Source organism: Mycobacterium sp. PDNC021 (genome assembly GCF_048282635.1).
Classification (GTDB): domain Bacteria; phylum Actinomycetota; class Actinomycetes; order Mycobacteriales; family Mycobacteriaceae; genus Mycobacterium; species Mycobacterium llatzerense.
On the sequence record NZ_CP182502.1, the window covers coordinates 4,179,732 to 4,205,584 of the forward strand.

The 25,853-nt window shown below is 67.6% G+C and carries 23 protein-coding genes; 8 read left to right on the plus strand and 15 right to left on the minus strand.

Annotation, left to right across the window (positions count from 1 at the left end):
* Nucleotides 1–38 precede the first annotated feature (38 nt).
* From rsmD to ACNO8X_RS19970, 5 genes are read right to left on the minus strand one after another with little or no spacing between them, the layout of a single operon-like run.
* On the minus strand, nt 39–611 hold the full coding sequence (rsmD, locus tag ACNO8X_RS19950; protein ID WP_418005969.1) for a 16S rRNA (guanine(966)-N(2))-methyltransferase RsmD: 573 nt from the start codon (nt 609–611) through the stop codon (nt 39–41).
* Entirely contained in the window at nt 608–3,991 is a 3,384-nt protein-coding gene (locus ACNO8X_RS19955; protein ID WP_418002400.1) for a pyruvate carboxylase, read from the minus strand. The genes rsmD and ACNO8X_RS19955 overlap by 4 nt, the downstream gene beginning before the upstream one ends.
* A gap of 34 nt (nt 3,992–4,025) precedes the next feature.
* On the minus strand, nt 4,026–4,634 hold the full coding sequence (locus tag ACNO8X_RS19960) for a vitamin K epoxide reductase family protein (protein WP_418002401.1): 609 nt from the start codon (nt 4,632–4,634) through the stop codon (nt 4,026–4,028).
* Nucleotides 4,631–5,464, minus strand: coding sequence for a DsbA family protein (locus ACNO8X_RS19965; RefSeq protein ID WP_043393368.1), 834 nt, complete (start codon nt 5,462–5,464; stop codon nt 4,631–4,633). Before ACNO8X_RS19965 ends, ACNO8X_RS19960 begins: the two co-directional genes overlap by 4 nt.
* Nucleotides 5,465–5,512: 48 nt before the next feature.
* Nucleotides 5,513–6,664: an alpha/beta hydrolase gene (locus ACNO8X_RS19970; protein ID WP_418002402.1), complete on the minus strand. Its 1,152-nt coding sequence runs from the start codon at nt 6,662–6,664 to the stop codon at nt 5,513–5,515.
* Here ACNO8X_RS19970 and ACNO8X_RS19975 point away from each other — a divergent pair.
* The 3 genes from ACNO8X_RS19975 to ACNO8X_RS19985 all read left to right on the plus strand — a co-directional run bounded on the left by ACNO8X_RS19975 (nt 6,657) and on the right by ACNO8X_RS19985 (nt 9,082).
* On the plus strand, nt 6,657–7,511 hold the full coding sequence (locus ACNO8X_RS19975; RefSeq protein ID WP_418005970.1) for an aldo/keto reductase: 855 nt from the start codon (nt 6,657–6,659) through the stop codon (nt 7,509–7,511). The genes ACNO8X_RS19970 and ACNO8X_RS19975 overlap by 8 nt on opposite strands.
* A 5-nt stretch (nt 7,512–7,516) precedes the next feature.
* Nucleotides 7,517–8,353 (plus strand): aldo/keto reductase, encoded by an 837-nt coding sequence (locus tag ACNO8X_RS19980; RefSeq protein WP_418002403.1) that lies wholly within the window; start codon nt 7,517–7,519, stop codon nt 8,351–8,353.
* 369 nt (nt 8,354–8,722) lie between these two features.
* On the plus strand, nt 8,723–9,082 hold the full coding sequence (locus ACNO8X_RS19985; RefSeq protein WP_043393362.1) for a hypothetical protein: 360 nt from the start codon (nt 8,723–8,725) through the stop codon (nt 9,080–9,082).
* A 369-nt stretch (nt 9,083–9,451) separates the two neighbouring features.
* Here ACNO8X_RS19985 and ACNO8X_RS19990 read toward each other — a convergent pair whose 3' ends face one another.
* From ACNO8X_RS19990 to ACNO8X_RS20000, 3 genes are read right to left on the minus strand one after another with little or no spacing between them, the layout of a single operon-like run.
* Nucleotides 9,452–10,159 (minus strand): HNH endonuclease family protein, encoded by a 708-nt coding sequence (locus tag ACNO8X_RS19990; protein ID WP_418002404.1) that lies wholly within the window; start codon nt 10,157–10,159, stop codon nt 9,452–9,454.
* Nucleotides 10,156–12,375: an ATP-dependent DNA helicase RecG gene (gene recG / locus ACNO8X_RS19995; protein ID WP_418002405.1), complete on the minus strand. Its 2,220-nt coding sequence runs from the start codon at nt 12,373–12,375 to the stop codon at nt 10,156–10,158. Before recG ends, ACNO8X_RS19990 begins: the two co-directional genes overlap by 4 nt.
* 2 nt (nt 12,376–12,377) lie before the next feature.
* Nucleotides 12,378–14,063 carry a DAK2 domain-containing protein gene (locus ACNO8X_RS20000; protein WP_418002406.1) on the minus strand — a complete coding sequence of 562 codons (1,686 nt, stop codon included), beginning with the start codon at nt 14,061–14,063 and terminating at the stop codon, nt 12,378–12,380.
* Nucleotides 14,064–14,314: 251 nt separating this feature from the next.
* Between ACNO8X_RS20000 and rpmB the strand changes: the two genes are divergently transcribed.
* A complete protein-coding gene (rpmB, locus tag ACNO8X_RS20005) occupies nt 14,315–14,506 on the plus strand; it encodes a 50S ribosomal protein L28 (RefSeq protein ID WP_043393352.1) in 192 nt (63 codons plus the stop codon).
* Nucleotides 14,507–14,691: 185 nt separating this feature from the next.
* On the opposite strand, the gene ACNO8X_RS20010 is transcribed toward rpmB, so the two are convergent.
* Together ACNO8X_RS20010 and ACNO8X_RS20015 are read right to left on the minus strand one after the other, a co-directional pair.
* Nucleotides 14,692–15,375 carry a uracil-DNA glycosylase gene (locus ACNO8X_RS20010; protein WP_418002407.1) on the minus strand — a complete coding sequence of 228 codons (684 nt, stop codon included), beginning with the start codon at nt 15,373–15,375 and terminating at the stop codon, nt 14,692–14,694.
* Between the two features lie 9 nt (nt 15,376–15,384).
* Nucleotides 15,385–16,347, minus strand: a complete 963-nt coding sequence (locus tag ACNO8X_RS20015; RefSeq protein ID WP_418002408.1) for a thiamine-phosphate kinase — start codon at nt 16,345–16,347, stop codon at nt 15,385–15,387.
* A gap of 69 nt (nt 16,348–16,416) precedes the next feature.
* Between ACNO8X_RS20015 and ACNO8X_RS20020 the strand changes: the two genes are divergently transcribed.
* A complete protein-coding gene (locus ACNO8X_RS20020) occupies nt 16,417–17,007 on the plus strand; it encodes a DUF3515 domain-containing protein (protein WP_418002409.1) in 591 nt (196 codons plus the stop codon).
* Here the strand turns inward: ACNO8X_RS20020 and ACNO8X_RS20025 are convergent.
* The 3 genes from ACNO8X_RS20025 to ACNO8X_RS20035 all read right to left on the minus strand — a co-directional run bounded on the left by ACNO8X_RS20025 (nt 17,004) and on the right by ACNO8X_RS20035 (nt 20,289).
* On the minus strand, nt 17,004–18,113 hold the full coding sequence (locus tag ACNO8X_RS20025) for a D-alanine--D-alanine ligase family protein (RefSeq protein ID WP_418002410.1): 1,110 nt from the start codon (nt 18,111–18,113) through the stop codon (nt 17,004–17,006). The two genes, ACNO8X_RS20020 and ACNO8X_RS20025, sit on opposite strands and share 4 nt — an antisense overlap.
* A gap of 79 nt (nt 18,114–18,192) precedes the next feature.
* Nucleotides 18,193–19,305 carry a cystathionine gamma-lyase gene (locus ACNO8X_RS20030; RefSeq protein WP_418002411.1) on the minus strand — a complete coding sequence of 371 codons (1,113 nt, stop codon included), beginning with the start codon at nt 19,303–19,305 and terminating at the stop codon, nt 18,193–18,195.
* Nucleotides 19,306–19,308: 3 nt separating this feature from the next.
* Nucleotides 19,309–20,289, minus strand: coding sequence for an NAD(P)H-dependent glycerol-3-phosphate dehydrogenase (locus ACNO8X_RS20035; RefSeq protein WP_418005971.1), 981 nt, complete (start codon nt 20,287–20,289; stop codon nt 19,309–19,311).
* A 53-nt stretch (nt 20,290–20,342) separates the two neighbouring features.
* Between ACNO8X_RS20035 and cofC the strand changes: the two genes are divergently transcribed.
* The 3 genes from cofC to ACNO8X_RS20050 all read left to right on the plus strand — a co-directional run bounded on the left by cofC (nt 20,343) and on the right by ACNO8X_RS20050 (nt 24,253).
* Nucleotides 20,343–21,017 (plus strand): 2-phospho-L-lactate guanylyltransferase, encoded by a 675-nt coding sequence (gene cofC, locus ACNO8X_RS20040; protein WP_418002412.1) that lies wholly within the window; start codon nt 20,343–20,345, stop codon nt 21,015–21,017.
* A 68-nt stretch (nt 21,018–21,085) separates the two neighbouring features.
* Nucleotides 21,086–23,260 (plus strand): RNA degradosome polyphosphate kinase, encoded by a 2,175-nt coding sequence (locus ACNO8X_RS20045; protein WP_418005972.1) that lies wholly within the window; start codon nt 21,086–21,088, stop codon nt 23,258–23,260.
* 63 nt (nt 23,261–23,323) lie between these two features.
* A complete protein-coding gene (locus ACNO8X_RS20050; RefSeq protein WP_418002413.1) occupies nt 23,324–24,253 on the plus strand; it encodes an NUDIX hydrolase in 930 nt (309 codons plus the stop codon).
* Nucleotides 24,254–24,345: 92 nt separating this feature from the next.
* Here the strand turns inward: ACNO8X_RS20050 and ACNO8X_RS20055 are convergent, their stop codons facing one another.
* Complete coding sequence (locus tag ACNO8X_RS20055) at nt 24,346–25,002, minus strand: HU family DNA-binding protein (RefSeq protein WP_418002414.1); 657 nt, start codon at nt 25,000–25,002, stop codon at nt 24,346–24,348.
* Between the two features lie 247 nt (nt 25,003–25,249).
* Complete coding sequence (gene leuD, locus ACNO8X_RS20060; protein WP_043393330.1) at nt 25,250–25,843, minus strand: 3-isopropylmalate dehydratase small subunit; 594 nt, start codon at nt 25,841–25,843, stop codon at nt 25,250–25,252.
* Nucleotides 25,844–25,853 lie beyond the last annotated feature (10 nt).

Consider the following 25,853-nt stretch of genomic DNA (forward strand, 5'->3'; position numbering starts at 1 on the left):
AAGACGGTACAAGGCGCGGCCGGTTCAGACCCGACAGGTCAGCGGAGTCCGATCATCGGAGTCCACTCCGCCATTTCCAGCCGAGTGTCGCCGTACCGCCGCTCCCGCAGCACGGTCCAGCCGTCGGGCCACACCAGTCCCGGGCCGGACGTCGGACGCTCGATCACCGCGATCGCGCCGTCGGCCAACCAGCCGCCCGAAACGAGCTGCCCGACAACGGCTTCCACGTCAGTAGCCGGCACGTCGTAGGGCGGGTCCGCGAACACCAGGTCCACCGGCCGGGGCGCCGACGTCCCCGCCACGCTGGACGCCGTGCCGCACCGCACCGTGGCACCGCCGACCCCGAGCTCGGCGATGTTCCGGGAGATCACCGCAGCGGCGCGCCGATCGGCCTCGACGAACAGGGCCGACGCCGCACCCCGGGACAGCGCCTCCAGCCCGAGCGCACCCGATCCGGCGTACAGGTCGAGCACCCGCGCCCCGTCGAAGTCCAGCCGCGCTTCCAGCACGTTGAACAGCGATTCGCGCACTCGATCGGTGGTCGGCCGAGTCCCTTTGGCGGGCACCGAGATCCGGCGGCCGCCGTGGCGGCCGCCGATGATCCGGGTCAGCTGATCACCACGAGCAGATCGCCACCTTCCACACCCGCGGTGGGTGTGACGGCGATCCGCGCGACGGTACCGGCCTTGGGTGCGGTGATGGCCGCCTCCATCTTCATGGCCTCGATGGTCGCGATGGTCTGGCCCGCGTCGACCTCGTCACCGACCGCGACGCCGACGGTGACGACGCCCGCGAACGGGGCGGCAACATGGTCCGGGTTGTTCCGATCAGCCTTCTCGGCGGCCGGCACGTCCGCGGCGATGGCGCGGTCGCGCACCAGCACCGGGCGCAGCTGCCCGTTGATCAGGCACAGCACGGTACGCATACCGCGCTCGTCGGGCTCGGAGATCGCTTCGAGTCCGATGAGCAGCTCGACGCCTTTCTCCAGATGCACGCGGTGCTCTTCCCCACGGCGCAGGCCGTAGAAGAACTGGTTCGCGCTGAGCCGCGACGTGTCTCCGTATTCCTCGCGGTGAGCCAGGAACTCCTTCGTCGGGCCGGGGAACAGCAGCCGGTTCAGCGCACCCTGGCGCACCACACCGGGCTGCGCCAGCTGGGCCTCGTCCTCCTCGGTCAACTGCTGCTCCGGCCGGGCCGGGCCGCGGCCCTCCAATGCCTTGGTGCGCAACGGCTCCGGCCAGCCGCCGGGCGGGTCACCCAGCTCGCCGCGGAAGAATCCGATGACGCTGTCCGGGATGTCGTAGCGGGCCGGGTCGGCCGCGAAGTCGTCGGCGGTGACGTGGGCGCCGACCAGCGACAGGGCCAGGTCACCGACCACCTTGCTGGACGGCGTCACCTTCACCAGGCGCCCCAGGATGCGGTCGGCGCCGGCGTAGGCGTCCTCGATCTCCTCGAACCGGTCGCCCAGGCCCAGCGCGATCGCCTGGGTGCGCAGGTTGCTGAGCTGACCACCCGGGATTTCGTGGGTGTAGACGCGGCCGGTCGGCGACGGCAGGCCGGACTCGAAAGGTGCGTACACGCGGCGCAGCGCCTCCCAGTACGGCTCCAGGTCGCAGACCGCCTCCAGCGACAGCCCGGTGTCGTACTGGGTGTGTGCCGCCGCTGCGACGATGGACGAGAGCGCGGGCTGGCTGGTGGTGCCGGCCATCGGCGCCGAGGCGCCGTCGACCGCGTCCGCGCCGGCGTACCAGGCGGCCATGTAGGTCGCCAACTGCCCACCCGGGGTGTCGTGGGTGTGCACGTGCACCGGCAGATCGAAGCGAGACTTCAACGCCGACACCAGCTTTGCCGCCGCCGGCGGCCGGAGCAAGCCGGCCATGTCCTTGATGGCCAGCACGTGCGCGCCGGCGTCGACGATCTCGTCGGCGAGCTTGAGCCAGTAGTCCAGCGTGTAGATCTTCTCGCCCGGGTTGGTCAGGTCGCCGGTGTAGGACATCGCGACTTCGGCTACCGCAGAACCGGTTTCACGCACCGCCTCGATGGCGGGGCGCATCGAGGACACATTGTTCAGCGCGTCGAAGATGCGGAAGATGTCGATACCGGTCGCCGTGGCTTCTTCGACGAACGCCGTCGTCACCAGTTCCGGGTACGGCGTGTAGCCGACGGTGTTGCGGCCGCGCAGCAGCATCTGCAGACAGATGTTGGGCAGCGCCTCGCGCAGTGCGGCCAGGCGCTCCCACGGGTCTTCCTTCAAAAAGCGAAGGCCCACATCGTAAGTGGCGCCACCCCAGCACTCGACCGAGAGCAGCTGAGGGGTCGACCGGGCGATGTACGGGGCGATCTCCAGCAGGCCGGTGGACCGCACGCGGGTGGCCAGCAGCGACTGGTGTGCATCGCGGAAGGTGGTGTCGGTGACCCCGACGGCCGGGGTGTCGCGCAGCCAGCGTGCGAAGCCTTCCGGTCCCAGCTCGACCAGCCGCTGCTTCGACCCGGCCGGCGGCGCCGCCTTGAGGTCGACGGCGGGCAGCTTGTCGCGGGGGTACACCGCCGACGGACGCGGCCCGTGCGGCTGATTGACCGTCACGTCGGCCAGGTAGTTGAGAATCTTGGTGCCGCGGTCGGCACTGCTGCGCGCGGTCAGCAGCTGCGGACGCTCGTCAATGAACGACGTGGTCACCTTGCCGGCGACGAAGTCGGGGTCGTCCAGCACCGCCTGCAGGAACGGGATGTTCGTCGAGACGCCACGGATCCGGAACTCGGCCAGGGCCCGCTTGGCGCGAGCCACCGCAGTCGTCAAATCCCTTCCACGACAAGTCAATTTGACCAGCATGGAGTCGAAGTGCGCCGACACCTCGGCACCCAGGTTGGTGCCGCCGTCGAGCCGGATGCCGGCGCCACCCGGGGTGCGGTACGCGGTGATCCGGCCGGTGTCCGGACGGAAACCGTTGGCCGGGTCCTCGGTGGTGATGCGGCACTGCAGCGCCGCGCCGCGCGCCTGCATGGTCTCCTGACTCAGTCCCAGCTGCTCGAGCGACCAACCGGAGGCGATACACAACTGTGAGGCGACCAGATCGACAGCGGTGATCTCCTCGGTCACCGTGTGCTCCACCTGGATGCGCGGGTTCATCTCGATGAACACATGCTGGCCGCGCTCGTCGACGAGGAACTCGACGGTGCCGGCACACGTGTAGCCGATCTGCCGGGCGAAGGCCACGGCGTCGGCGCACATCCGCTCGCGCAGTGCGGGATCCAGATTCGGCGCGGGGGCCAGCTCGATGACCTTCTGGTGCCGGCGCTGGACGCTGCAGTCGCGCTCGAACAGGTGCATGACGTTGCCGTGGGTGTCGGCGAGGATCTGCACCTCGATGTGCCGCGGGTTGACGACGGCCTGCTCCAGGAACACCGTCGGGTCACCGAAGGCCGAATCTGCTTCGCGGGACGCGGCTTCGATGGCCTCACGCAGGTCGGCCGGGTCGGCGACGCGGCGCATACCCCGACCGCCACCACCGGCGACGGCCTTGACGAACAACGGGAAGTGCATGTGCTCAGCTGCCGCCAGCAGAGCCTGCACCGACGACGACGGTTCCGACGAGGCCAGCACGGGCAGCCCCGCGGCGCGGGCCGACTCGATGGCCCGCGCCTTGTTGCCGGTCAGTTCGAGAATGTCGGAGCTGGGTCCGACGAATGTGATGCCCGCGGCGGCACACGCCGCCGCCAGTTCGGGGTTCTCCGACAGGAAGCCATAGCCGGGGTAGATCGCGTCGGCGCCGCACGCCACGGCAGTGGCGACGATGTCGTCGATGTTCAGGTACGCCCGGACCGGATGGCCCTTCTCGCCGATCTGATACGACTCGTCAGCCTTGAGCCGATGCAGCGAATTGCGATCCTCGAACGGGTACACCGCCACGGTTGCGATACCGAGTTCGTTGGCCGCTCGAAAGGCCCGGATCGCGATCTCGCCGCGATTGGCCACCAGGAGTTTGGAAATCACCCAGTGACCCTAGCGGGTGCGGCTAGATGTCGCGCTAGATCAGCGTGGACCAATAGCTCCAGAATCGATCAAGGATCAGCAGTGCGATCGCGGTGATCCAGACGGCGTACAACGGCCATCGCCACTGGTACAGGGCGTACACCACTTTGCTGCCGCCGGCCAAGGGCCGCAAGGCAATTGACGACACCACGATCAGCAGCGCCATGGTGATGACCCAGACCACCATGCAGTACGGGCACAGCGCGCCGATCTCGTACAGGCTCTCGTAGATCAGCCAGTGCACGAACACCGCGCCCAGCAGCGTGCCACCGGCCAGGCCGGCCCAGTACCACCGCGGCAGCCGAACTCCGGCCACTGCCAGCACACCCGTCACGATCACCACACTGAATGCGGCGATGCCCACGAGCGGGTTCGGAAATCCGAACAGTGAGGCCTGTTTGGTCAGCATCACCGACCCGCACGACAGCACCGGGTTGATGCTGCACGACGGGACGTACGACGGGTTCTGCAGCTGCCGGATCTTCTCGACGGCCAACACGAACGCGGCGACCTCGCCGATGACGCCGGCGAGCAGAATCCAGACAGCGGCGGGGCGGCTGACCGCCACCCCTGCCGGCCGCTCGGATGTCTCGACGTCGGTCACTGGTGCGGTGCCGGGGCGGGCTGCGGTGCCGGGGCGCCCGGAGCGGGAGCGGCGGGGGCCGCCGGGGCCGCGGGCAGGTTCGGCAGATCGGGCGCGATGGCCTTGATCTTCTCGATCAGGCTGTTCGGATCGCCGTTCGGGACCAGGCTGGTCTCGGTGCCGTTGATCTTGATGGTCGGGGTGCCCTGGATCTCCGAGTTGCGGGCCATGTTGTTGACCATCTCGGTGTAGACGCCGTTCTCGACGCACTTGCTGAGCGGGTCGTTCGGACCGACGGCAACGCCGGACTGGCGCGCGTACTCGAGCAGCTTGGCGTTGTCCGGGAAGCTGGCCGCGGTTTCCTCGGGCTGATTCTTGTACAGCGCCTCGTGGAAGCGCCGGAACGCGGCCTTGTCCTCGTCGGCGACGCAGTACGCGATGGCGCCGGCGCGCGTCGAGTACGACTTCGGGTCGCCACGGCCGATGATCGAGACGATGTTGTAGTCGACGGCGATGTCGCCGTTGTCGATCAGCTTGGCGATGGTCGGGCCGTAGGTCTTTTCGAAGACGCCGCAGACCGGGCAGAGAAAGTCCTCGTAGATCGTCAGGGTGACCTTCGGATCCTTGGTGCCGGGATTGGTGACGACGTTGCTCGCCGCGATCTGCACCGCCTGCACCTTGTGCGGGTCGGCCTTCGGCTTGCCGTTCATGACGATGTACGCCACCAGCACCACCGCGAAAACGATGACAAGCGCGGTCAGCCCGCCCTTGACCACCCAGTCGCGCTTGCGGTCCGCGGCCTTCAGGTCATAGCTGGCGTTCTTCGATGACTTCGACGATTTCGACGGCACGGCGTCAAGGGTACCGACGCCGACGGCGCAATCGGCCGGACCCGTGCCTCAGCGCGTGAGGTGGGCCCGAAATGCCGATACGAAGTCCGCCGTGGCCGTGGCGCTGTCGCCGCCGAGCGGGAAGAAATTCGCGAAGGCGTGAACCAGAGACCCATATCGGCGGTGATCGACCGGGACCCCGGCGGCGGCCAGTGCGACGGCGTAGGCCTCCCCCTCGTCGCGCAGCGGATCGAAACCACCGGTGAGCACGAGCGCAGGCGGCAGCCCCGACAGATCGTCGGCCAACAGTGGCGACACCCGCGGGTCCGACGGGTCGAGTGCCGATTCGGCCAGGTAGTTCGCCCGGAACCAGTCCATGTCGATCTTGCTCAGGAAGTAGCCCTCGGCGAACAGCACCTTCGACCGGGTGTCCCCGGCGAAGTTGGTCACGGGATAGAGCAGCAGCTGCAGGGCCGGCAGTGGCGCGAGGTTGTCGCGGGCACGCTGCGACACGACAGCCGCCAGGTTGCCGCCGGCGCTGTCGCCGCCGACCGCGATCTTCGTCGGGTCCGCGCCCAGGCGGCCGGCGTTGTCCACACACCAGAGGTAGGTGGCATAGCAGTCGTCGGCAGCAGCCGGAGCCGGGTGTTCGGGAGCCAGGCGGTATTCGACGGACACCACCTGCACTCCGGCGTCGCGGCAGATCAATCGGCACAACCCGTCGTGCGACTCGATACCGCCGACGACGAATCCGCCGCCGTGGAAGAAGACCAGCATCGGGGTGGGGCCTGTGACGTCCGGCTGATAGTGCCGGGCACGCAGCGGTTCGGCCGGACCGGGGACGGTGAAGTCTGTCGTCGCCACGGCGATTGCCGGGTCGAGGTACTGCGACAGCGCGTTCAGTTGAGCCCGCGCGACCTCGATGTCACTGCTGACGATCAGGCCGCCGGCGCCACTGGCGTTCTGCGCCGTCAGCATCAGCTGAAGGGTGGTGTCCAGGGTGTTGCCATCGATGGTCACTCGGCGTCCGCCGAGCAGCACCCGCTTCACCCGGTCGGGAATCTTGGGCAGCACTCGGAGGGCAACGCCGCCGATCTTGGTCAGGACCGTCAAGCGCAGCCGGCTGGGCCGTCCCGCGACCGGATGCTCCGGTCGGACGGCCAGCTCGGTGTCACTCGTCGCCGCGGACTGGACAGCATCGCCTGGCATGCTCATGGTCATGGCTGATCCTTCAGGTGCTCCGAATCCAACACTGACGCTCAACGACGGTACGTCCATCCCCGTGGTCGGGCTCGGGGTGTGGCAGACACCGGCCGAGGACACCGAACGTGCCGTCACTGCAGCATTGCACGCCGGATATCGCCATATCGACACTGCCGCGGCTTACGGCAACGAAGCCGGTGTCGGGCGGGCTGTGGCCGCCTCCGGCATCCCGCGTGAAGACGTCTACGTCGTCACAAAGTTGTGGAACTCCGAACAGGGCTATGAGAAGACCCTCGCCGCGTTCGACGCGAGCATCGCGCAGCTGGGGCTCGACTATCTGGATCTGTATCTGATCCATTGGCCGACACCTGCGCAGAACTTGTTCGTCGACACCTTCAAGGCGTTCGCCCACCTGCGCGATCAGGGCCGCATCCGCGCTATCGGGGTCAGCAACTTCGAGCCCGAGCATCTCAAATTGCTCATCGACGCCACCGGGATCGTGCCCGCGGTGAATCAGATCGAGCTCCATCCGCGCCTGCCGCAGGCTGAGCTGCGCGAGACCCATGCCAGGTACGGCATCGCCACCGAGGCGTGGAGTCCGCTGGGACAGGGTTCCATGCTGCAGGACCCGATCATCACCGCGATCGCGGAGCGACACGGAAAAACGCCAGCGCAGGTGCTGATTAGGTGGCATATCCAGCTGGGTAATATCGTCATCCCGAAATCGGTGAACCCAGACCGGATTGCGAGCAATTTCCACGTGTTTGATTTCGAGCTGAGCGAAGCGGACATCGCGTCCATCGCGACCCTCGACAACGGCACCCGCCTGGGCCCCGATCCACGAACGTTCAACTTCACAGGGTAGGTGACATGGCCTCCGCAGAGATTCCCAATCTGGCGCTCCACGACGACAACACGATTCCGGCGCTCGGCCTCGGTGTCGGGGAACTGTCGGACGCCGACACCGAGCGGGCCGTCTCGGCCGCGCTCGAGATGGGCATCCGGCTGATCGACACCGCAGCCGTCTATGGCAACGAGGAAGCAGTCGGCCGGGCCATCGCCGCCTCGGGCATCCCGCGCGCCGAGATCTTCGTCACCACCAAGCTGGCCAATGCCGACCAGGGCTTCCAGGGCGGCCAGGACGCCCTCAAGGTGAGCCTGGACAAACTCGGCATGGAGTACGTGGACCTCTACATGATCCACTGGCCGGCCGGCGACATCAGCAAGTACGTGGACAGCTGGGGTGCCCTGATCAAGGTGCACAACGACGGCACCGCCAAGTCGATCGGCGTCTGCAACTTCTCCGACGAAGACCTGTCGACCATCATCGACCTGAGCTATGTCAGCCCCGTGGTCAACCAGGTCGAGCTGCACCCGCTGCTCAACCAGTCGGCGCTGCGGGCGGTGCACGCCGAGCGCGGTATCGTCACGCAGGCCTACAGCCCGCTCGGTATCGGCGCCCTGCTGAGCAACCCGACCGTGGCGTCGATCGCCGCCGAGTATGGCAAGACCCCGGCGCAGGTGCTGATCCGGTGGAGCCTGCAGCTCGGCAACTCGGTCATCCCCCGCTCGTCCTCGCCCGAGCGCATCGCCGAGAACCTCGACGTGTTCGGCTTCGAGTTGGCCGCTGAGCACATGGACGCCCTCGGCGGCCTCGACGACGGCACCCGCTACCGCCCGGACCCCGCCACCTACACGGGCATCTGAGGCCGGCTGCGGTTCAACTGATACAGGCCCAAATGGCCGTTCTCCCGTCAGGGAGGACGGCCATTTGTGTTTGGCGCGAACGATTTCGGGTAGGCGGCGACCCCCCTTGCCACAGATGTGTCCAGTGGGTCACGTGTGCCGATTGTCGACCAACTCGCAGCAATTGATTCGTGTTAACTATCCCACTATTACCTCCGGTGCGTTAATTTGGTATTGCGTCCTTTTATTCCGACGCAACCAGACATCATCGAGCAGGGGGTTCGAGAAATGGTTCATCCATTCGGAAGCAGTTCACAATTAACGATGCCGACAATTGGTCGCCTCTCCCAGCGCTTGCTATTGGGTGCGGCAACAATTGGACTGGGTGCATTGCTATTCACATTCGGAGCGGGTACCGCGCAGGCCGACACGTCCACTTCCGGGGTCACGAGCCACGCCAACGCGCCCACCTCGAGCAGCCCGGTGGGCGGCATCGCGGGCGCGCTCGACGGCACGGTGAAAACGGTGGCCGGCGGCCTCCACAACACCACCAAGACCGTGGCCGGTGCACTCAACGGCACCACCAAGACCGTCGCCGCCGACCTCGACGGCACCACCAAGACCGTCGCCGGCGGACTGCACAACACCACCAAGACGGCCGCCGGCGCGCTCAACGGCACCACCAAGACGCTCGCCGCCGACCTCCACGGCACCTTGAAGACCATCGGCGGCATTTTCGGACGCCGCTGAACGGCCCCCACGACAGGCAGGAGCGTATTTGGCATCAGGCTGCGGCGAAATATCGACAGTTCACTGAATCGACGGCATTCCGGCATCTAATTCAGTCGCCCCACTATCGGTTATTTCGCTGTGGTCGCCGAATGGAATGAACAGATATTGGTTGCCGAGTTGCGATAGCTCGGCAACCAATATTTGCGCAATTTGCGCACGCCCCGTTCGAAATTAGCGGTGTCACCGATCAGCGGCACGCCAGCAAACTACCAAGAGCCCGTTTTTATGCGAAATTCTCGATACTGGCAACAAAACAGCCGAGATTCGGTTCTGTACTGAGGATCAAGGTCGGCGTCGACTGCGTCGCGAAGCTCGCCCGTCCGGCTCCTAGCCCCTCGGACAGGTGGCCGCCGCATCGCGGAGTACCGGCACCGACGGCTCGTCGACGGGAAGCCCATAACCGCGCAGCACCGCGATGTACTGCACGGCGTACTGGCACCAGAAACCATGGTTCGGCGGCATCCAGTCCGAGGGCTGCTTGTCCCCCTTGTCCTGGTTGGCCTTCCCGGACACCGCAAGCAGATTCGCCGGATCGTTGGCGAACCGGAGCCGAAGCTCGTCATTCCAATCCTTCGCCCCGAGGTCCCAGGCCAGCGCCAATGGCACGATGTGGTCGATCTGCACCACCGCACCGGTCTGGTTGCCGCGGGTGAACGCGATGGTGTCGCCCGAGTACGGGTCGCGCAGCACCCCGGTCTTCACCGCCTGCGGGCAGCGTTTGAGCGACACGATGGTCTTGTCGGTCAGGTCTCGGTTCAGGATGTCGTTGCGGGTGTCGCAGCCGTTGTGGCCGTCGGGCGCGGAGTTGTCGTCTGTCCAGGATTCGCCGTACGCCGCGCGCCGGTAGTTGGGGTCACGCACCCGTCGCGGAATGACGGCGACCCCGGCGAGGATGTCGGTACCGGGCGCGACCGTCGGTACGACAGCACCGTCCGCGCCATCGGCGACCGCTGCGGGTTCATCGGCCGTCCCGACCTGGATGGCGACCACCACCGCCAGCACTACAGCTGCGACGAGCCACAGCAGGCGCTTCACGCCTTGTCCAGGTACTCGACGCGATCGGTGTCGACGAACTGGGCGGCCAGCGCGGACATCCCCGGATCGTCCGGATTCTGCGCGTAGGCCGCCTGACAGAACGCGCGGGCCGACTCGATGACTTCCTGATGGTCGGCCAGCGACAGGAACCGCAGATACCCAGCCCGCCCAGACTGGTTGAGCCCCAGCACATCTCCCTCGCGGCGCTCCTGCAGATCCAGATCGGCCAGTTCGAAACCGTCGAGGGTGCCGGCCACGGCCTGCAGCCGGGCACCGGCCTTCGACCCTTCCGGCAGCTTGGTTGCGAGCAGACAGAGGCTGGCGTGCGAGCCACGGCCGATGCGGCCCCGCAGCTGGTGCAGCTGGCTGATCCCGAAGCGGTCCGCATCCATCACCACCATGACCGTCGAATTGGGCACGTCGACGCCGACCTCGATGACGGTGGTGCACACCAGCACATCGATCTGGCCGGCCCGGAAGGCCGACATGATGGCGTCCTTCTCATCGCCCGGCAGCCGGCCGTGCATGAGCCCCAGCCGCTGGTCCTTCAGCGGCCCGGTGCGCAGCTTGTCGTACAGCTCGACGACCGTCACCGGCGGCGGTCCGGCCTCTTTGTTCTCGGTCTGCTTGTCGTTCTCGTCGATCCGGGAGGCCACCACATAGGCCTGCCGTCCGGCCTGGACCTCTTCGCGGATACGGGCCCAGGCGCGGTCGAGCCAGGCCGGTTTCTGGCTGACGAAGATGGTCTTGGTGTCGATGGGCTGCCGGCCGCGCGGCAGCTCCCGCATGGTCGAGGTCTCCAGATCGCCGTACACGGTCAGCGCGACGGTGCGCGGGATCGGCGTGGCCGTCATCACCAGCAGATGCGGCGTCAGTCCGTCAGGGGCCTTGGCGCGCAACCGGTCTCGCTGCTCCACCCCGAACCGATGCTGTTCGTCGACCACCACCATGCCGAGCCGGTCGAATTCCACGGCGTCCTGCAGCAGGGCATGGGTGCCGATGACGATGCCGGCCCGCCCGCTCGACACCTCCTCGCGCACCTGCCGTTTCTGTTGCGCGGTCATGGATCCGGTCAACAACGCAACCGCGGTCGCATCGTCGGGCGCACCGAGCTGGCCCGCCATGGCCAGCGGCCCCAGCACGTCGCGAACGGACCGCGCATGTTGCACGGCGAGCACTTCCGTCGGTGCGAGCAGCGCGCACTGGTAGCCGGCGTCGACCATCTGCAGCATGGCCAGCACCGAGACGATGGTCTTGCCCGAGCCGACCTCACCCTGCAGCATCCGGTTCATCGGCCGAGGCTCGGACAGCTCAGCCGACAGCACCTCGAGCACATCACGTTGTCCCGCAGTCAATTCGAACGGCAACCGGTCACGCAGCGCGGCCGCCAGACCGTCGTCGATCGGCGGCGCCGGCGGACCGGATTGCGACTGCGCGCCGTGCCGACGGGCGGCCAGCGCCCATTGCAGCCCCGCCGCCTCATCGAAAGTCAGGCGCTCCCTGGCCTGTTCGCGATCCGCTTCACGCTCACCGAGGTGGATGTCACGCAGCGCCTGATCCTCGGAGATCAGACCACGCTGCGCCAGAATCGATTTCGGCAGCGGGTCGGATACCGGGTCCAGCACGGCGAGCACCTGCAGGATGCACGCGTAGATGTCCCAGCTCTGCACCTTGGCGCACGCCGAGTAGATCGGGAAGAACTCCCGCTCGAACGCCGACATCTGCAATTCGCCGTGCATCTTCTCGGAGGCGTCGGCGATCTTTTTCAGCGCCGGGGACCCGAACGTGCGGCCCGCACCGGAATCGAGGACCAGGTGCGCGGGATGCGTCAATTGCATTGTGCGACCGTAGAATCCGACAACGCCTGACAGCATCACGCGAGTCCCCTCGACGAGGGACTTCTTGAGGAACTTGGCGTTGAAGAATGTTGCGGTGACCTTCGGATTGCGGTTGCCGAGGGTGACCACCAGGTATTCGCGTTTGGGCGTCCGATTGGTCCACCGCGTCTCCGCCTTGGTGATGACGTCCACGAACGTCACGTGGTCGCCTTCTTCCGGCAGCTCGGTGTCTTCCCCCAGCACCGTCATACCCTGGCTGTACTTGCGGGGATAGTGCCGCAGCAGATCGTTGACGGTGCGGATGCCGAAGAATTCCTCCAGTGGTGCAGCGGATTTCGCGCCCAGTACGTGCACCAGTGAGTCGGTCAGCGCGACCACCGCTACTCCACCCCGATCAGTAGTGCGTCCCCACGGTGGCCGGTGTGATAGGTCACCAACTCGGCCGCCAGATGCTCCTGGCGCACATGTTCGGCCAGCGCGACACCCACCTCGGCATCGACGCCCGCGCCGGTCAACACCGTCACCAGTTCCCCGCCCGACGACAGCAGCAGGTCGATCAACCCGCTGGCGGCACTGACCAGATCGTGGCCGACGATCAGCACCTCGTCACCGGCAATGCCCAAACCGTCGCCCGGACGGCACCTACCGGCCCAGGTCAATGCCGCCTCGGTGGCGATCCGCACCGATCCGTGCCGGGCGCCCGCCGCGGCGCGGGCCATGGTGTAGCCGTCGTCGACGGCCTGGCGGGTGGCATCGTGCACGGCCAGCGCCGCCAATCCCTGCACCATGGATCCGGCCGGTACCGGCACCACGTCCATGCCCCAGCTGATTGCCGTGGCGCAGCCGGCCACCAATTCCTCCGCGGCCAGAAAACCGTTGGGCAGCACCATGATCTGCGCGGCACCGGTGCCGACGAGCCCGGCCAGGAACTGCTGCGCGCTGATCGGTCCGTCGTCAGGCCGCAGCACGTGCGCGCCTTCGCTGCCGAACAACTCCCCCGCACCGTCACCGTCGACGATCGCCAGCACGGCGCGGTCCCGGCTCCAGCCGCCGGACGGCCGTGCGCCGGCAGCCCCGATCAGCGCGGTGACCTGAATCCTGCTGACCGTGCCGAGATCGAGGGCAGCCTCGATCGCGGCTCCGGCATCGTCGGCGTGTACGTGCACGCTGTATTGACCGCCGGCGATCGCCGCGGCGATCGCCACCGATTCACCGAGCCGCAGCAGCCGGGCACGCAACACCTCGACGTTGTCGGGGTGGCAATCACCGAGCAGGTACATCACCTCGAATTGTGGTGGCGTACCGCCAATTTCGTGGTTGTTGTGGCCATGGTCGTGGTCATGGTCGGCCCGGGGGTACCCGGTGCCGGGCTGGTACAGGGGCCGGGCGGCCGAACCGCCGGACAGCGTCGCGGTCAGTGCGTCGAGCAGGACCAGCAGGCCGCGGCCGCCGGCGTCTACGACGCCCGCCGCTGCGAGCACGTCGAGCTGATCGGGGGTGCGCTCGAGCGCCACCGCGGCGGCGTCCGAGACGGCGGCCGCCATGATCGCGAGGTCGGTCAACCCGTTCTGATTCTCGGCTTCCAGCGCTGCTGCCTGCAGCACCGACACGATGGTTCCCGGCACGGTCTGCCCGACGGACGCGACCGCGAGCACCTGGGCGTGGTGCAGGGCCGCGGTGAACTCCGGCGCGGTGATCTCACCGCACTCTCTGTCCTCACCGCGTTGCGACGCGGCCTCGGCCACGACGTCGGCCACACCCCGCAGGATCTGCGACAGGATGACGCCCGAGTTGCCCCGGGCGCCGTGCAACGCCCCCGCCGACAACGCGGCCGACACCGCCACCACGTCGTTGCCCGCCGCCTTCACGGCCTCGTCGGCCTGTGCCGCGGCAGCACGCATGGTGAACAGCATGTTGGTGCCGGTGTCGGAGTCGGCGACGGGATAGACGTTCAGCCGATTGATCTCGTCGGTATGGGCGATCAGATGCAGGACCGCGGTGTGAGCCCAGTCACGTAAGGCGATCCCATCCAGCGGACGGGGGATGCGACCCACGCCTGCTGACATGTGACCTCCATCGCGTTCGCCCGGGTTCTCCCCGATTCTCCAGTCGCCCGCCCGGTAACCCCTCGGTGCCCCGCCAGCCTAGCCAGTGGCCCCGACAAATCTCCTGACCAACTCCCATGGAACACCAGCCACCAGACCCATTTTGGTGATCGTCGGGCCGCCCGGTATCCTGGTCAGGTTGTCTGTTCGCGCCGCACATGGCTGTGGCCGTCGGACTCAGACCCCAAGTACTGATTTTCGAGGAGTTCTTCATGGCCGCCGTGTGCGACATCTGCGGAAAGGGACCGGGCTTCGGTATGTCCGTCTCGCACTCCCACCGTCGGACCAACCGCCGCTGGGATCCGAACATTCAGACCGTGCGTGCGGTCGACCGTCCGGGTGGCAACCGCAAGCGGATCAACGCCTGCACCTCCTGCATCAAGGCCGGCAAAGTCAGCCGTTAGTTCCGGCTCTCGGGTGGATTGATTCCGCCTACAACTGAAGTCTTACTCGAAAGCGCTGCGCGGAACCCGCGCAGCGCTTTCGTGTGTCTTCAAGGTCGTGGCTGCGGCCGCTCACCAGCGGCGAGCGGCCGCAAAAGGCACACCAAAACGGGCGTGTCGCCGTACAGACACGGCCCCTCGCGGGATTAAGGCAGGCGCCAGTCGATGGGGTCCGCACCGAGGCGGGTCAGCAGCTCGTTGGCCCGGCTGAACGGCCGGGACCCGAAGAATCCGCGGGACGCCGACAGTGGTGACGGATGCACCGATTCGATGCTCGCGCACCGCTCGCCGGTGAGCATGGGCTTGAGGGTCTGTGCGTCTCGGCCCCACAGCACCGCCACCAAGGGCTGTGGCCGTGCGATGAGCGCCTTGATGGCGCATTCGGTGACGGCCTCCCAGCCCTTCCCGCGATGCGAGGCGGGATTACCCGGCCGGACCGTCAGCACCCTGTTCAGCATCATGACGCCCTGCTTCGACCACGGGCTCAGATCGCCGCAGCCCGGCTGCTCGTACCCCAGGTCTGCGGTGTACTCGGTGAAGATGTTGGAGAGGCTGCGCGGCAACGGTCGCACGTCGGGCGCCACCGAGAAACTCAGGCCGACGGCATGCCCCGGGGTCGGATACGGATCCTGGCCGACGATCAGCACCCGCACCTCGTCGAAGGGGAAGGTGAAGGCGCGCAACACATTCTCCCCGGCCGGCAGATAGCCGTGGCCGGCCGCGTTCTCGGCGCGCAGGAATTCGCCCATCGCAGTGATCTCGGAGGCGACCGGTTCCAGGGCCAGGGCCCAGCCGGGGTCGATCAGGTCTTGCAGGGGTCGGGCAGTCACGCCAGTACCTTACTGACCGAACGATTCCCAGCCGCCGGCTCCATGCCACGACGCGCCGTCGACGGTGACGCGCGGCGCTCCGGACAGCACGGTCCCGATGGGCCGCCAGCCGGCCGGCAGCGCGCCACCGAAGGTGCCGACCAGCACGTGGTCCTCGCCGCCGCCGAGCACCCAGTCGCGGGCGTCGCCGCCGACCATCGCGGCCGCCGGTGTCAGCGTGGCCACGTCGGCCTCGAGCGCCACCATCGACAGGTCGACAGCCACGCCGGAGGCCTCCGCAATGTGGCCGAGGTCGGCCACCAATCCGTCGGACACGTCGGTCATGGCCGTCGCACCGGCTGCCGCGGCAGCCGCCCCCTGCCCGTAGTGGACCCGCGGCACCAGGTGCCGCCTCCGCAGCTCGTCGAACTCGTGGATACCGCCGCGCCACAAGGAATATCCAGCACCGGACCAGCCCAGGTCACCAACCACCGCGACGGTGTCCCCCGGCTGCGCACCGGACAACAGCACGGGTGGACGGCCACCGAGGTCGCCCAGTACGGTCACCGAGATCACCCACTGCGGCGCGGCCACCAGATCGCCGCCGACAATTCCGGCTCCGAATTTCGTTGCCTCCGACCACATTCCGTCGGACAGTCGCTGTGCATCCGCGGCCGCAGTGTCGGACGGCGCGCCGAAGCCGACGACGAACGCATACGCCCGCGCCCCCATCGCCTCGATGTCCGCGGCGTTCTGCGCAATTGCCTTGCGCCCCACGTCATGCGGCGTGGACCAGTCCAATCGGAAATGACGCCCCTCGACCAGCATGTCGGTCGACACCACGACCCGGCCATCGGCGGCCGTCAGGAGTGCGGCATCGTCACCCGGGCCGACGACGACCTCGGCGGGCTGCCGGCGGCGGGCGGTCAACCGCCCGATCACCGCGAACTCGCCGAGCCCCGCCAGGGTCTCCCCGGATTCAGCGCTGGTCATGGTGGTGGAGTCTATGCAGGGTGACCGCTCTCGGCCTCCCGGGGCGAGCGGCGCTCTAGAGTTGCCGTCATGACCGAACCCGGTGACCATCGCGATCTGGCGGGTGATCCAGATGGCCCACCCCGCGGCGCGATCATCGCGGCCATCGTGGTGGCGGTCGCGGCGATCGTCGGCCTGCTCGCATATGCGGCGCTGCGCCAAGCGCCCGAGGACAAACCGGTCGCGATCCCGCTCGCGAGCGCCCCGGCGCCACAGGCCGACAGTGAGCAGTGCCGCGCGCTGCTCGCCGCACTGCCCGACACCATGGGCGACTTCCGTCGGGCGACGCTCGCCGACCCCGCCCCTGCGGGTGCCGCTGCTTGGCTGGGACCGACCGGTATCGACGCGGTGGTGCTGCGCTGCGGCGTCGAGCGACCCGACGGTTTCGTCGTCGGAGCCCCGCTGCAGATGGTCAACGCGGTGTCGTGGTTCGAGGCCAGCGGCCCGAGCGCCAGCACCTGGTACGCCGTCGATCACGGTGCAGTCGGCGACGGCAAAGGGACCACCTACGTGGCTCTGACGCTGCCGCAGGGTTCCGGCCCGACACCGATCCAGACGGTCTCCGAGCTCATCGAAAAGGTGATGCCGGCCCGTCCGCTGGACCCGGCGCCGGCCCGCTAGCGCAGGCCGGTCCCCCGCCCTAGCGCGGTGTCCACCATGACGCTCAGCAGGGTGGCGTAGTCGACTCCGCTGGCAGCCCACATCTGCGGGTACATCGAGATGGTCGTGAAGCCGGGCATGGTGTTGATCTCATTGATCACCGGCCCGTTCTCGGTCAGGAAGAAGTCGACGCGGGCCAGGCCCTGGCAGTCCAGCGCCTTGAACGCGCGGATGGCCAATTGCCTGATCTCGTCGGCGATTTCGTCATCGACCTTGGCCGGTACGTCGAGCTCGGCCGCGTCCTCGAGATACTTGGTGGCGAAGTCGTAGAACCCGCCACCGACGCGAATCTCGCCCAGCTCGCTGGCCGCGATGCGGCCGTCCGGGTACTCCAGCACACCGCATTCCACTTCGCGGCCGGGCATCGCGGCTTCGACGATCACCTTCGGATCATGTTGGCGCGCATAGGCGATGGCCTGATCCAGCTCGTCCCACGAAGCGACCCGGCTCACGCCGATGGACGAGCCACCGCGGGCCGGCTTGACGAACACCGGCAGGCCCAGGCGCTCGCGGTCATCGAGGCTCAGCGTCACGTCGCGCGGCCGCAGCACCACCTGATCGCCGATCGGCAGCCCGTCGGCGGCCAGCAGCTTCTTGGTGAATTCCTTGTCCATCCCGGCCGCGCTGGCCAGCACACCCGCACCGACATACGGCACGCCGGCGAGTTCCAGCAGGCCCTGGATGGTGCCGTCCTCGCCGTACGGGCCGTGCAGCACCGGGAAGACGACGTCGACGGCTGTCAGCACCTGTGCGACATCGTCCTGCAACGACAGCAGTTCACCGCGGCGGTTCGGGTCGGCGGCCAGCGTCAGCGCGGTGCCGGATGCGGCGGTGACGCCGGGCAGTTGCCCGTCGGTGATGGCCAGGGTCTCTGGACGGCCGTCACCGAGCACCCAGGAACCCTCCGGGGTGATACCGACGGCGACGACCTCGTAGCGGGTCGGGTCCAGGTTGCGCAGGATGCTCCCGGCCGAAACACAGGAGATGGCGTGCTCGGAGCTGCGTCCGCCGTAAACGACGGCGACCCGGGTACGACCGGCGGCTGCTGAGGATTGAGGGGCAGTCACAACCTAGAGAGGCTAGCCCTCACCAATGTCGATCGACACTCCGGTGTGCCGCGGGGGTCACCACCGCGCGTGCACTCGGCTACCCGAGCGCACCCGTGATGTCGGCCAGTAGATCGTCGACGTCCTCGATGCCGAGTGAAATCCGCGCGAAGCCCGGCGACACCGCATCGCCCCAGCGTGCACGTCGGTCGACCGAGGTGTGGATGCCACCGAAACTGGTCGCCGCGACCAACAGCTGACTGCGGTTGACCAGGTCGTGCACGGCGGCGGCGTCCGCCAGTTCGATCGCGACGAGGCCACCGAAACGCCGCATCTGGTCCCGCGCCACGGGATGCGCGCGGTCGGCCGGCAGCCCGGGATAGCGCACGGCCCGCACGGCCGGATGGGCGTCGAGCGTCATGGCGAGCGCGAGGGCGTTGCCGCACTGCCGTTCGAACCGCAGACCGGCGGTGCCCAGGCTGCGCAGCGCCAGCCAGGCCTCGAAGTGCCCGAGGATCGCGCCGGCCAGCACCCGCTCGCGCTCGATGGCGGCCATCAGTTCCCGGTGACACCCCGCGACGTAGCCGGCCAGCAGATCGCTGTGCCCGGACAGCCCCTTGGTCGCGCTGGCCACCACCAGGTCGGCGCCGAGCGACAGCGGCTGCTGGCCGAGCGGGGTGGCAGCGGTGTTGTCCACCACCAGGGTCGCGCCGCGGGACCGGCAGATCGTGGACAACCGGTGCAGGTCGACGACGTCCAGCGTCGGGTTGACCGGCGATTCGGCGACCACCACGTCGGCATGGGAGAGATGCTCGGCCGCACCGCAGATTTCCGCGGCGCTCGCCTCGATGACGGTGACACCGCGGGCCGCGAGATGCTCGGCCGCGTACCGGCGTACCTGGTAGTAGCCGTCGGCCGGGACCACCAGGGTGGTGCCCGGGGTCGCCAGCACCCGCAGCGCCGAGGAAATTGCGGCCATACCCGACGAGAACGTCAGCGCCGAGATGGCACCTTCCAGTTCCGCCAGCGCCGATTCCAGTTGGCGCCAGGCCGGATTGGAGTTGCGGCCGTAGAAGTCCAGACCGTCCGATTCGTCGTCGGACAGGTGATAGGCAGCCACCGGGACCGGGGGCGGCGCCACCGGCTGCCCTGGAACCCGTTGCGATGCAGTCGCTTTGACGCTACGAGTGGAATCGCCGAGCTGGCCGTCCATGGCTCACTCCGGCTTGGTGCTGCGGCCGAGCAACAGCGCGAACGCCTGGTCCACCGATAAACCCTTGTGGCACACCCGGTTCACCGCGTCGGTCAGCGGCATCTCGACGTCGTAGCTCTCGGCCAGCGCCAGCACCGATTGGCAGGACGTGACGCCCTCGGCGACCTTGCCGCTGGCCGCGGCCATCGCCGATTCCATGGTGCCGCCGCGCGCCAGGCGCTCGCCGAAACTGCGATTGCGGGACTGCGGCGAGGTGCAGGTGGCAACCAGATCGCCGACGCCGGCCAGCCCGGCCAGCGTTACGCCCTTGGCGCCGAGCGCGATTCCCAATCGCATGATCTCTGCCAGGCCGCGGGTGATGATCGCGGCGGCGGTGTTCTCGCCGAACCCGGCACCCGCCGCCATCCCGCAGGCCAAGGCGATGACGTTCTTGCACGCCCCACCGACTTCGGCGCCGATCACGTCGGCGTTGGTGTACGGCCGGAAGTAGCCGGTAGCGAATGCGCGCTGCAGCGCGACCGCACGTCCCGAATCGGTGCACGCGATCAGGGTGGCGGCCGGCTGCTCGTCGACCACTTCGCTGGCCAGGTTGGGCCCGCTGAGCACGGCAACCCGGCTCGGATCGGCACCCGTCACCTGGACGATGACCTGGCTCATGCGCAACAGGCTGTCGAGTTCGATGCCCTTGGCCACGCTGACCAACGTGGCGTCGGCACCGAGATGTCCGGTCCAGTCGGTCAGGTTGGTGCGCAGCGTCTGGGACGGCACCGCCAACAACACGGTGCAGGCGCCGGTCAGCGCCTCGGCGGGGTCCGCGGTTGCCTTGATGGCCGCCGGAAGCGCCCGGTCACCGAGATATTTCGAGTTCCGGTGGGTCTCGTTGATCTCGCGCGCCACCTCCGCACTGCGCGCCCACAACGTCACGTTGCTGCCCGCGTCCGCCAGGACTTTCGCCAGTGCCGTCCCCCACGCGCCGGCACCCATCACCGCTGCCTCCACCACGGCGTCAAGACTAGTCCCGCCCAGGCTTTGGCAGTATGGCAGTCATGAGCAGCGACCCGAGTGTGGAGACGGTCGGCGATGCCGCCGGTGTCGGGTTGATCATCGCGGTGAAACGGCTGGCCGCGGCCAAGACCCGACTGGCCCCGGTTTTCGCCGGCGACCTACGCGAGCAGGTGGTGTTGGCGATGCTCCTCGACACCATCACCGCCGCCCTGGCAGTGCCGGCCGTCGGCTCCGTGACTGTCGTCACCCCGGACGCGGACGCCGCCGCCGCGGTGCGCGAGCTCGGTGCCGACGTCCTGCTGGACCCCACTCCGGCCGGACACCCCGATCCGTTGAATCACGCACTCGCCGCCACGGAGCAGGCCCTGCGGAACCGGGTGACGAACATCGCGGTGTTGCAAGGCGACCTGCCCGCGCTCCGCACCGCGGAACTGGCCGAGGCCATCGCCGGTGCGCGTCAGCATGCCCGCAGTTTCATCGCCGACCGGCACCGCACCGGTACCGCGGCGCTCTTCGCCTTCGCCGCGCCGCTCGGCCCCGAGTTCGGTGTCGATTCCGCACGGCGCCATGCCGATTCAGGCGCGGTGGAGCTGTCGGGCGAGTGGCCGGGACTGCGCTGCGACATCGACACCCCTGAGGATCTGGCGGCCGCGCGGCGGCTCGGCGTCGGCCCGGTCACGACCCGGATCGTCGGTGCAGGGCGGTGAGCCGCGACTCGCCTTGCGACCACCTGGCTTCACCAACCATGTGGCTTGCGCCCTGCCGATAGGGAAAGATCGTCAGGGTGACCGAAGCCGACACCCGACCAGCACGCAGCGAGCGGACATCTGTCGATTCCGACCCGGAACCGCTGCCTGCGGCCACCGCGGATCCGACGGACAGCGCGCTCCCCGATGACCGGTACCTCAACCGGGAGCTGAGCTGGCTGGACTTCAATGCCAGGGTGTTGGCACTGGCCGCCGACACGTCACTGCCGCTGTTGGAGCAGGCCAAATTCCTGGCGATCTTCGCATCGAATCTCGACGAGTTCTACATGGTTCGGGTGGCCGGGCTGAAGCGCCGCGACGAGACCGGCCTGTCGGTGCGGTCGGCGGACGGCCTGTCGCCGCGCGAACAGCTGCGCCGGATCGGTGAACGCACCCAGCAGATTTCCAGCCGGCAGGCCGCCGTGTTCGGTGATGTGGTGCGGCCCGCGCTGGCCGAGCAGGGCATCACCATCGTCAACTGGAGCGAGCTCGACGAGCACGAGCAGTCCAAGCTGTCCACCTATTTCCACGAGCAGGTGTTCCCGGTGTTGACGCCGCTGGCCGTCGACCCGGCGCACCCGTTCCCGTTCGTCAGCGGCCTGAGCATCAACCTGGCCATCACGGTGCGCAATCCCGACGACGGCACGCAGCACTTCGCCCGAATCAAGGTGCCGGACAACGTCGACAGGTTCGTGGAGCTGCATGAGTCGGGTGACACGGCTGAGGGCGCCAAACCCCGGGTGCGGTTCCTGCCGATGGAGGCACTGATCTCGGCGTTCCTGCCGGTGCTGTTCCCCGGGCTGGAGATCGTCGAGCATCACGCGTTCCGGATCACCCGCAATGCGGACTTCGAAGTCGAAGAGGACCGCGACGAGGATCTGTTGCAGGCGCTGGAACGTGAGCTGGCGCGCCGCCGGTTCGGCTCGCCGGTGCGGCTCGAGGTCGCGACCGACATGACCGAGAACATGCTCGACCTACTCCTTCGTGAGTTGGACGTGCACCCCGGCGATGTCATCGAAGTGCCTGGGCTGCTGGACCTTTCGTCACTGTGGCAGATCTACGGCGTGGACCGGCCCGACCTGAAGGACCGGCCGTTCGTGCCGGCCACTCCCCCGGCGTTCGGCGAACGGGAAACCCCGAAGAGCATCTTCTCGACGCTGCGGGACGGCGACGTCCTGGTGCACCATCCGTACGACTCCTTCTCCACCACGGTGCAGCGTTTCATCGAGCAGGCCGCCGCCGATCCGAATGTGTTGGCCATCAAGCAGACCCTGTACCGGACCTCGGGTGACTCGCCGATCGTCAACGCGCTGATCGACGCCGCCGAAGCCGGCAAGCAGGTGGTGGCGCTGGTCGAGATCAAGGCCCGCTTCGACGAGCAGGCCAACATCAAGTGGGCCCGCAAGCTGGAGCAGGCGGGCGTGCACGTGGTGTACGGACTGATCGGGCTCAAGACCCACTGCAAGACGTGCCTGGTGGTGCGGCGCGAAGGGTCGACCATCCGTCGGTACTGCCACATCGGTACCGGCAACTACAACCCGAAAACCGCACGCCTGTACGAAGATGTGGGCCTGCTGACCGCGTCGCCCGACATCGGCGCCGACCTGACCGACCTCTTCAACTCGCTCACCGGGTACTCGCGCAAGGTGTCCTACCGCAACTTGCTGGTGGCCCCGCACAGTGTGCGGCGCGGCATCATCGAGCGCATCGAGCGCGAGATCGAGGCCAAGCAGGCAGGCGGCGACGGCCGCATCCGGTTGAAGATGAACGCGTTGGTCGACGAGCAGGTCATCGACGCGCTGTACCGGGCGTCGCAGGCCGGGGTCCGCGTCGAGGTGGTGGTTCGCGGTATCTGCGCGTTGCGCCCGGGTGTCGCGGGATTCTCCGAGAACATCGTGGTGCGCTCGATTCTCGGCCGCTTCCTTGAACATTCACGGATTATTCACTTCAACGCCATCAATGAATTCTGGATCGGCAGCGCCGACATGATGCATCGTAATCTCGACCGTCGCGTCGAGGTGATGGCACAGGTGAAGGACCCGAGACTGACCGAGGAACTGGGCGGGATGTTCGACTCGAGCATGGACCCGGCCACCCGTTGCTGGGAGCTGGGCCCGGACGGGCACTGGACGGCGTTGCCCCGGGAAGGCGAGAAGGTTCGGGATCACCAGGTGTCGATCATGGAGCGGCACCGCACACCGTAGTTTTCGGTCGGCACCTCACGTAGCGCGAAAACCTGACCCCGACAACCACATCCAGGAGCACAGGTGCCGAACAAGACGGCGCACGACACCCCGGCGACGCCGGTGTTGGCCGCCGGGGCGGTGTTGTGGCGCCCCGGCGAGTCCGGAGAGCCGTTGATCGCGGTCGTCCACCGACCGCGTTACGACGACTGGTCGCTGCCCAAGGGCAAGGTGGATCCCGGTGAAACTGAACCAGTTACCGCCGTGCGCGAAATCCTGGAAGAGACCGGGTACGAGTCGGTGCTGGGCCGGCGGCTGGCCTCCGTCAGCTATCCCCTGGAGCTCGGCACCAAGCAGGTCCGCTACTGGGCGGCCCGCAGCACCGGCGGCGGGTTCAGCCCCAACTCGGAGGTGGACAAGCTCGACTGGCTGCCAGTGGCCGACTCCATGCTCCGGCTGCAGTACCCCCATGATCGAAAGGTGCTGCGACGGTTTACCCGTCGCCCGGCCGATACCCGCACCGTGCTGATCGTCCGGCACGCCACCGCGGGGCGCAAGGCCCGGTACAAGGGCGACGATCGACTCCGGCCGCTCGACAAGAAAGGCCGGGGACAAGCGGAATCGCTTGTCGGCCAACTGCTCGCTTTCGGTGCCAGCGACGTCTTTGCGGCGTCACGGACCCGGTGCCACCAGACCGTCGAACCGCTGGCGCAGGAGCTCGGTGTCCGGGTGCGGGACGAGCCGACTCTCACCGAAGAGGCATACGCGGCCGACGCCGACGCGGCGCGCAAGCGGGTGCTGAAGATCGCCGCGAAAAGCGATGGCGAGACGGTGCCCGTCATCTGCACACAGGGCAAGGTGATCCCGGACCTGATTTCGTGGTGGTGCGAGCGCAGCGGAATCCGGCCCGACAAATCGCGTAATCGCAAGGGCAGCATGTGGGTGTTGACGCTGCACGGCGACGCGCTGGTCGCCGCGGACCACATCGGCAGTCCGCTGCCGACCAAGCGCTAGCGGCGGCCCGTTCCGTCCGTCCAGTCCACACACAGACACGCCGTGGATCAGTTGATCCACGGCGTGTCCGAGTCGGACCTATCGGATAGGGCTTAGCGGCGGCCCTTCTTGGCGGGAGCAGCCTTCTTAGCCGGTGCGGCCTTCTTGGCCGGTGCGGCCTTCTTGGCGGGAGCGGCCTTCTTAGCCGGAGCCGCGGCCTTCTTGGCGGGAGCGGCCTTCTTAGCCGGAGCCGCGGCCTTCTTGGCGGGAGCAGCCTTCTTGACCGGTGCCGCCTTCTTGGCGGGAGCAGCCTTCTTGACCGGAGCCGCAGCCTTCTTGGCGGGAGCAGCCTTCTTGGCCGGAGCCTTGGTGGCGGCAGCCTTCTTGGCCGGAGCGGCCTTCTTCGCGGGGGCAGCCTTCTTGGCGGCGCCACGCTTGGCCGGAGCGGCGGTGGCACCGCGCTTCACGGCGGGGCCGTCAGCCGAAAGACGCTGTGCGCCAGCGACAACGGCCTTGAACTGCGCGCCCGGGCGGAATGCCGGAACCGACGTCGGCTTCACCTTGACGGTTTCGCCGGTGCGCGGGTTGCGCGCGACGCGTGCGGCGCGGCGACGCTGCTCGAAGACGCCGAAGCCGGTGATGGTGACGCTCTCACCCTTGTGCACGGCGCGCACGATAGTGTCCACGATGTGCTCGACGGCCGCGGTGGCCTGACGACGATCGGTGCCCAACTTTTCTGTCAGGGCATCGATGAGTTCTGCTTTGTTCATCCAAAACCTCCGATTCAGTGGCCCTGGCTGGACCGACTACTGGACACGGTAAACCCAGTACCCGCCGATTTCCAAGAGCCACGCCCAATTTCGGGCGTAGCTGTGGCGGAATTCGGCAATCTGGTTGGCCCACTTGGGAGGTGTTGGCGGGTTTTTTGAACCTGGTTGCGGGGGCAGGGATTCGAGCTGCGCCCGAGTGCCGAAATGGCTCCGCAGGCCCTCGGACAGGACCCGCGGAGCGACTCGGTCAGGCCGGCAGAGTCCGGGGTTTGTAGCTCGGCCGACTCGCCTCGAATGCTTCAATCTCCGAGAGTTTCCGCAGCGTAAGGCCTATATCGTCGAGACCTTCGAGCAGCCGCCACGCGGTGTAATCGTCAATCTTGAAGGGCAGCACGACCGTTCCCGCGGTCAAATTCCGATCTTGAAGATTCACAGTGATTTCCAGCCCCGGATTCTGCTCGATGAGCTTCCAGAGCAGTTCGACATCGTCCTGCGCGACCTCCGCGGCGAGCAATCCGGCCTTGCCGGAATTGCCGCGAAAAATATCTGCGAAGCGCGACGAGATGACGACCCGGAATCCGTAATCCATCAACGCCCACACCGCATGTTCGCGCGACGAGCCGGTGCCGAAGTCGGGGCCGGCGACCAGAACTGAGCCTCGGTCGAACGGCGGCAGGTTGAGGATGAACGACGGATCGGTACGCCACCCCGCGAACAGTCCGTCCTCGAAACCCGTTCGGGTGACCCGCTTCAGGTACACCGCGGGGATGATCTGGTCGGTGTCGACATTCGACCGGCGCAGCGGAACGCCGATTCCGGTGTGGGTGTGGAAAGCCTCCATTACAGTGCGC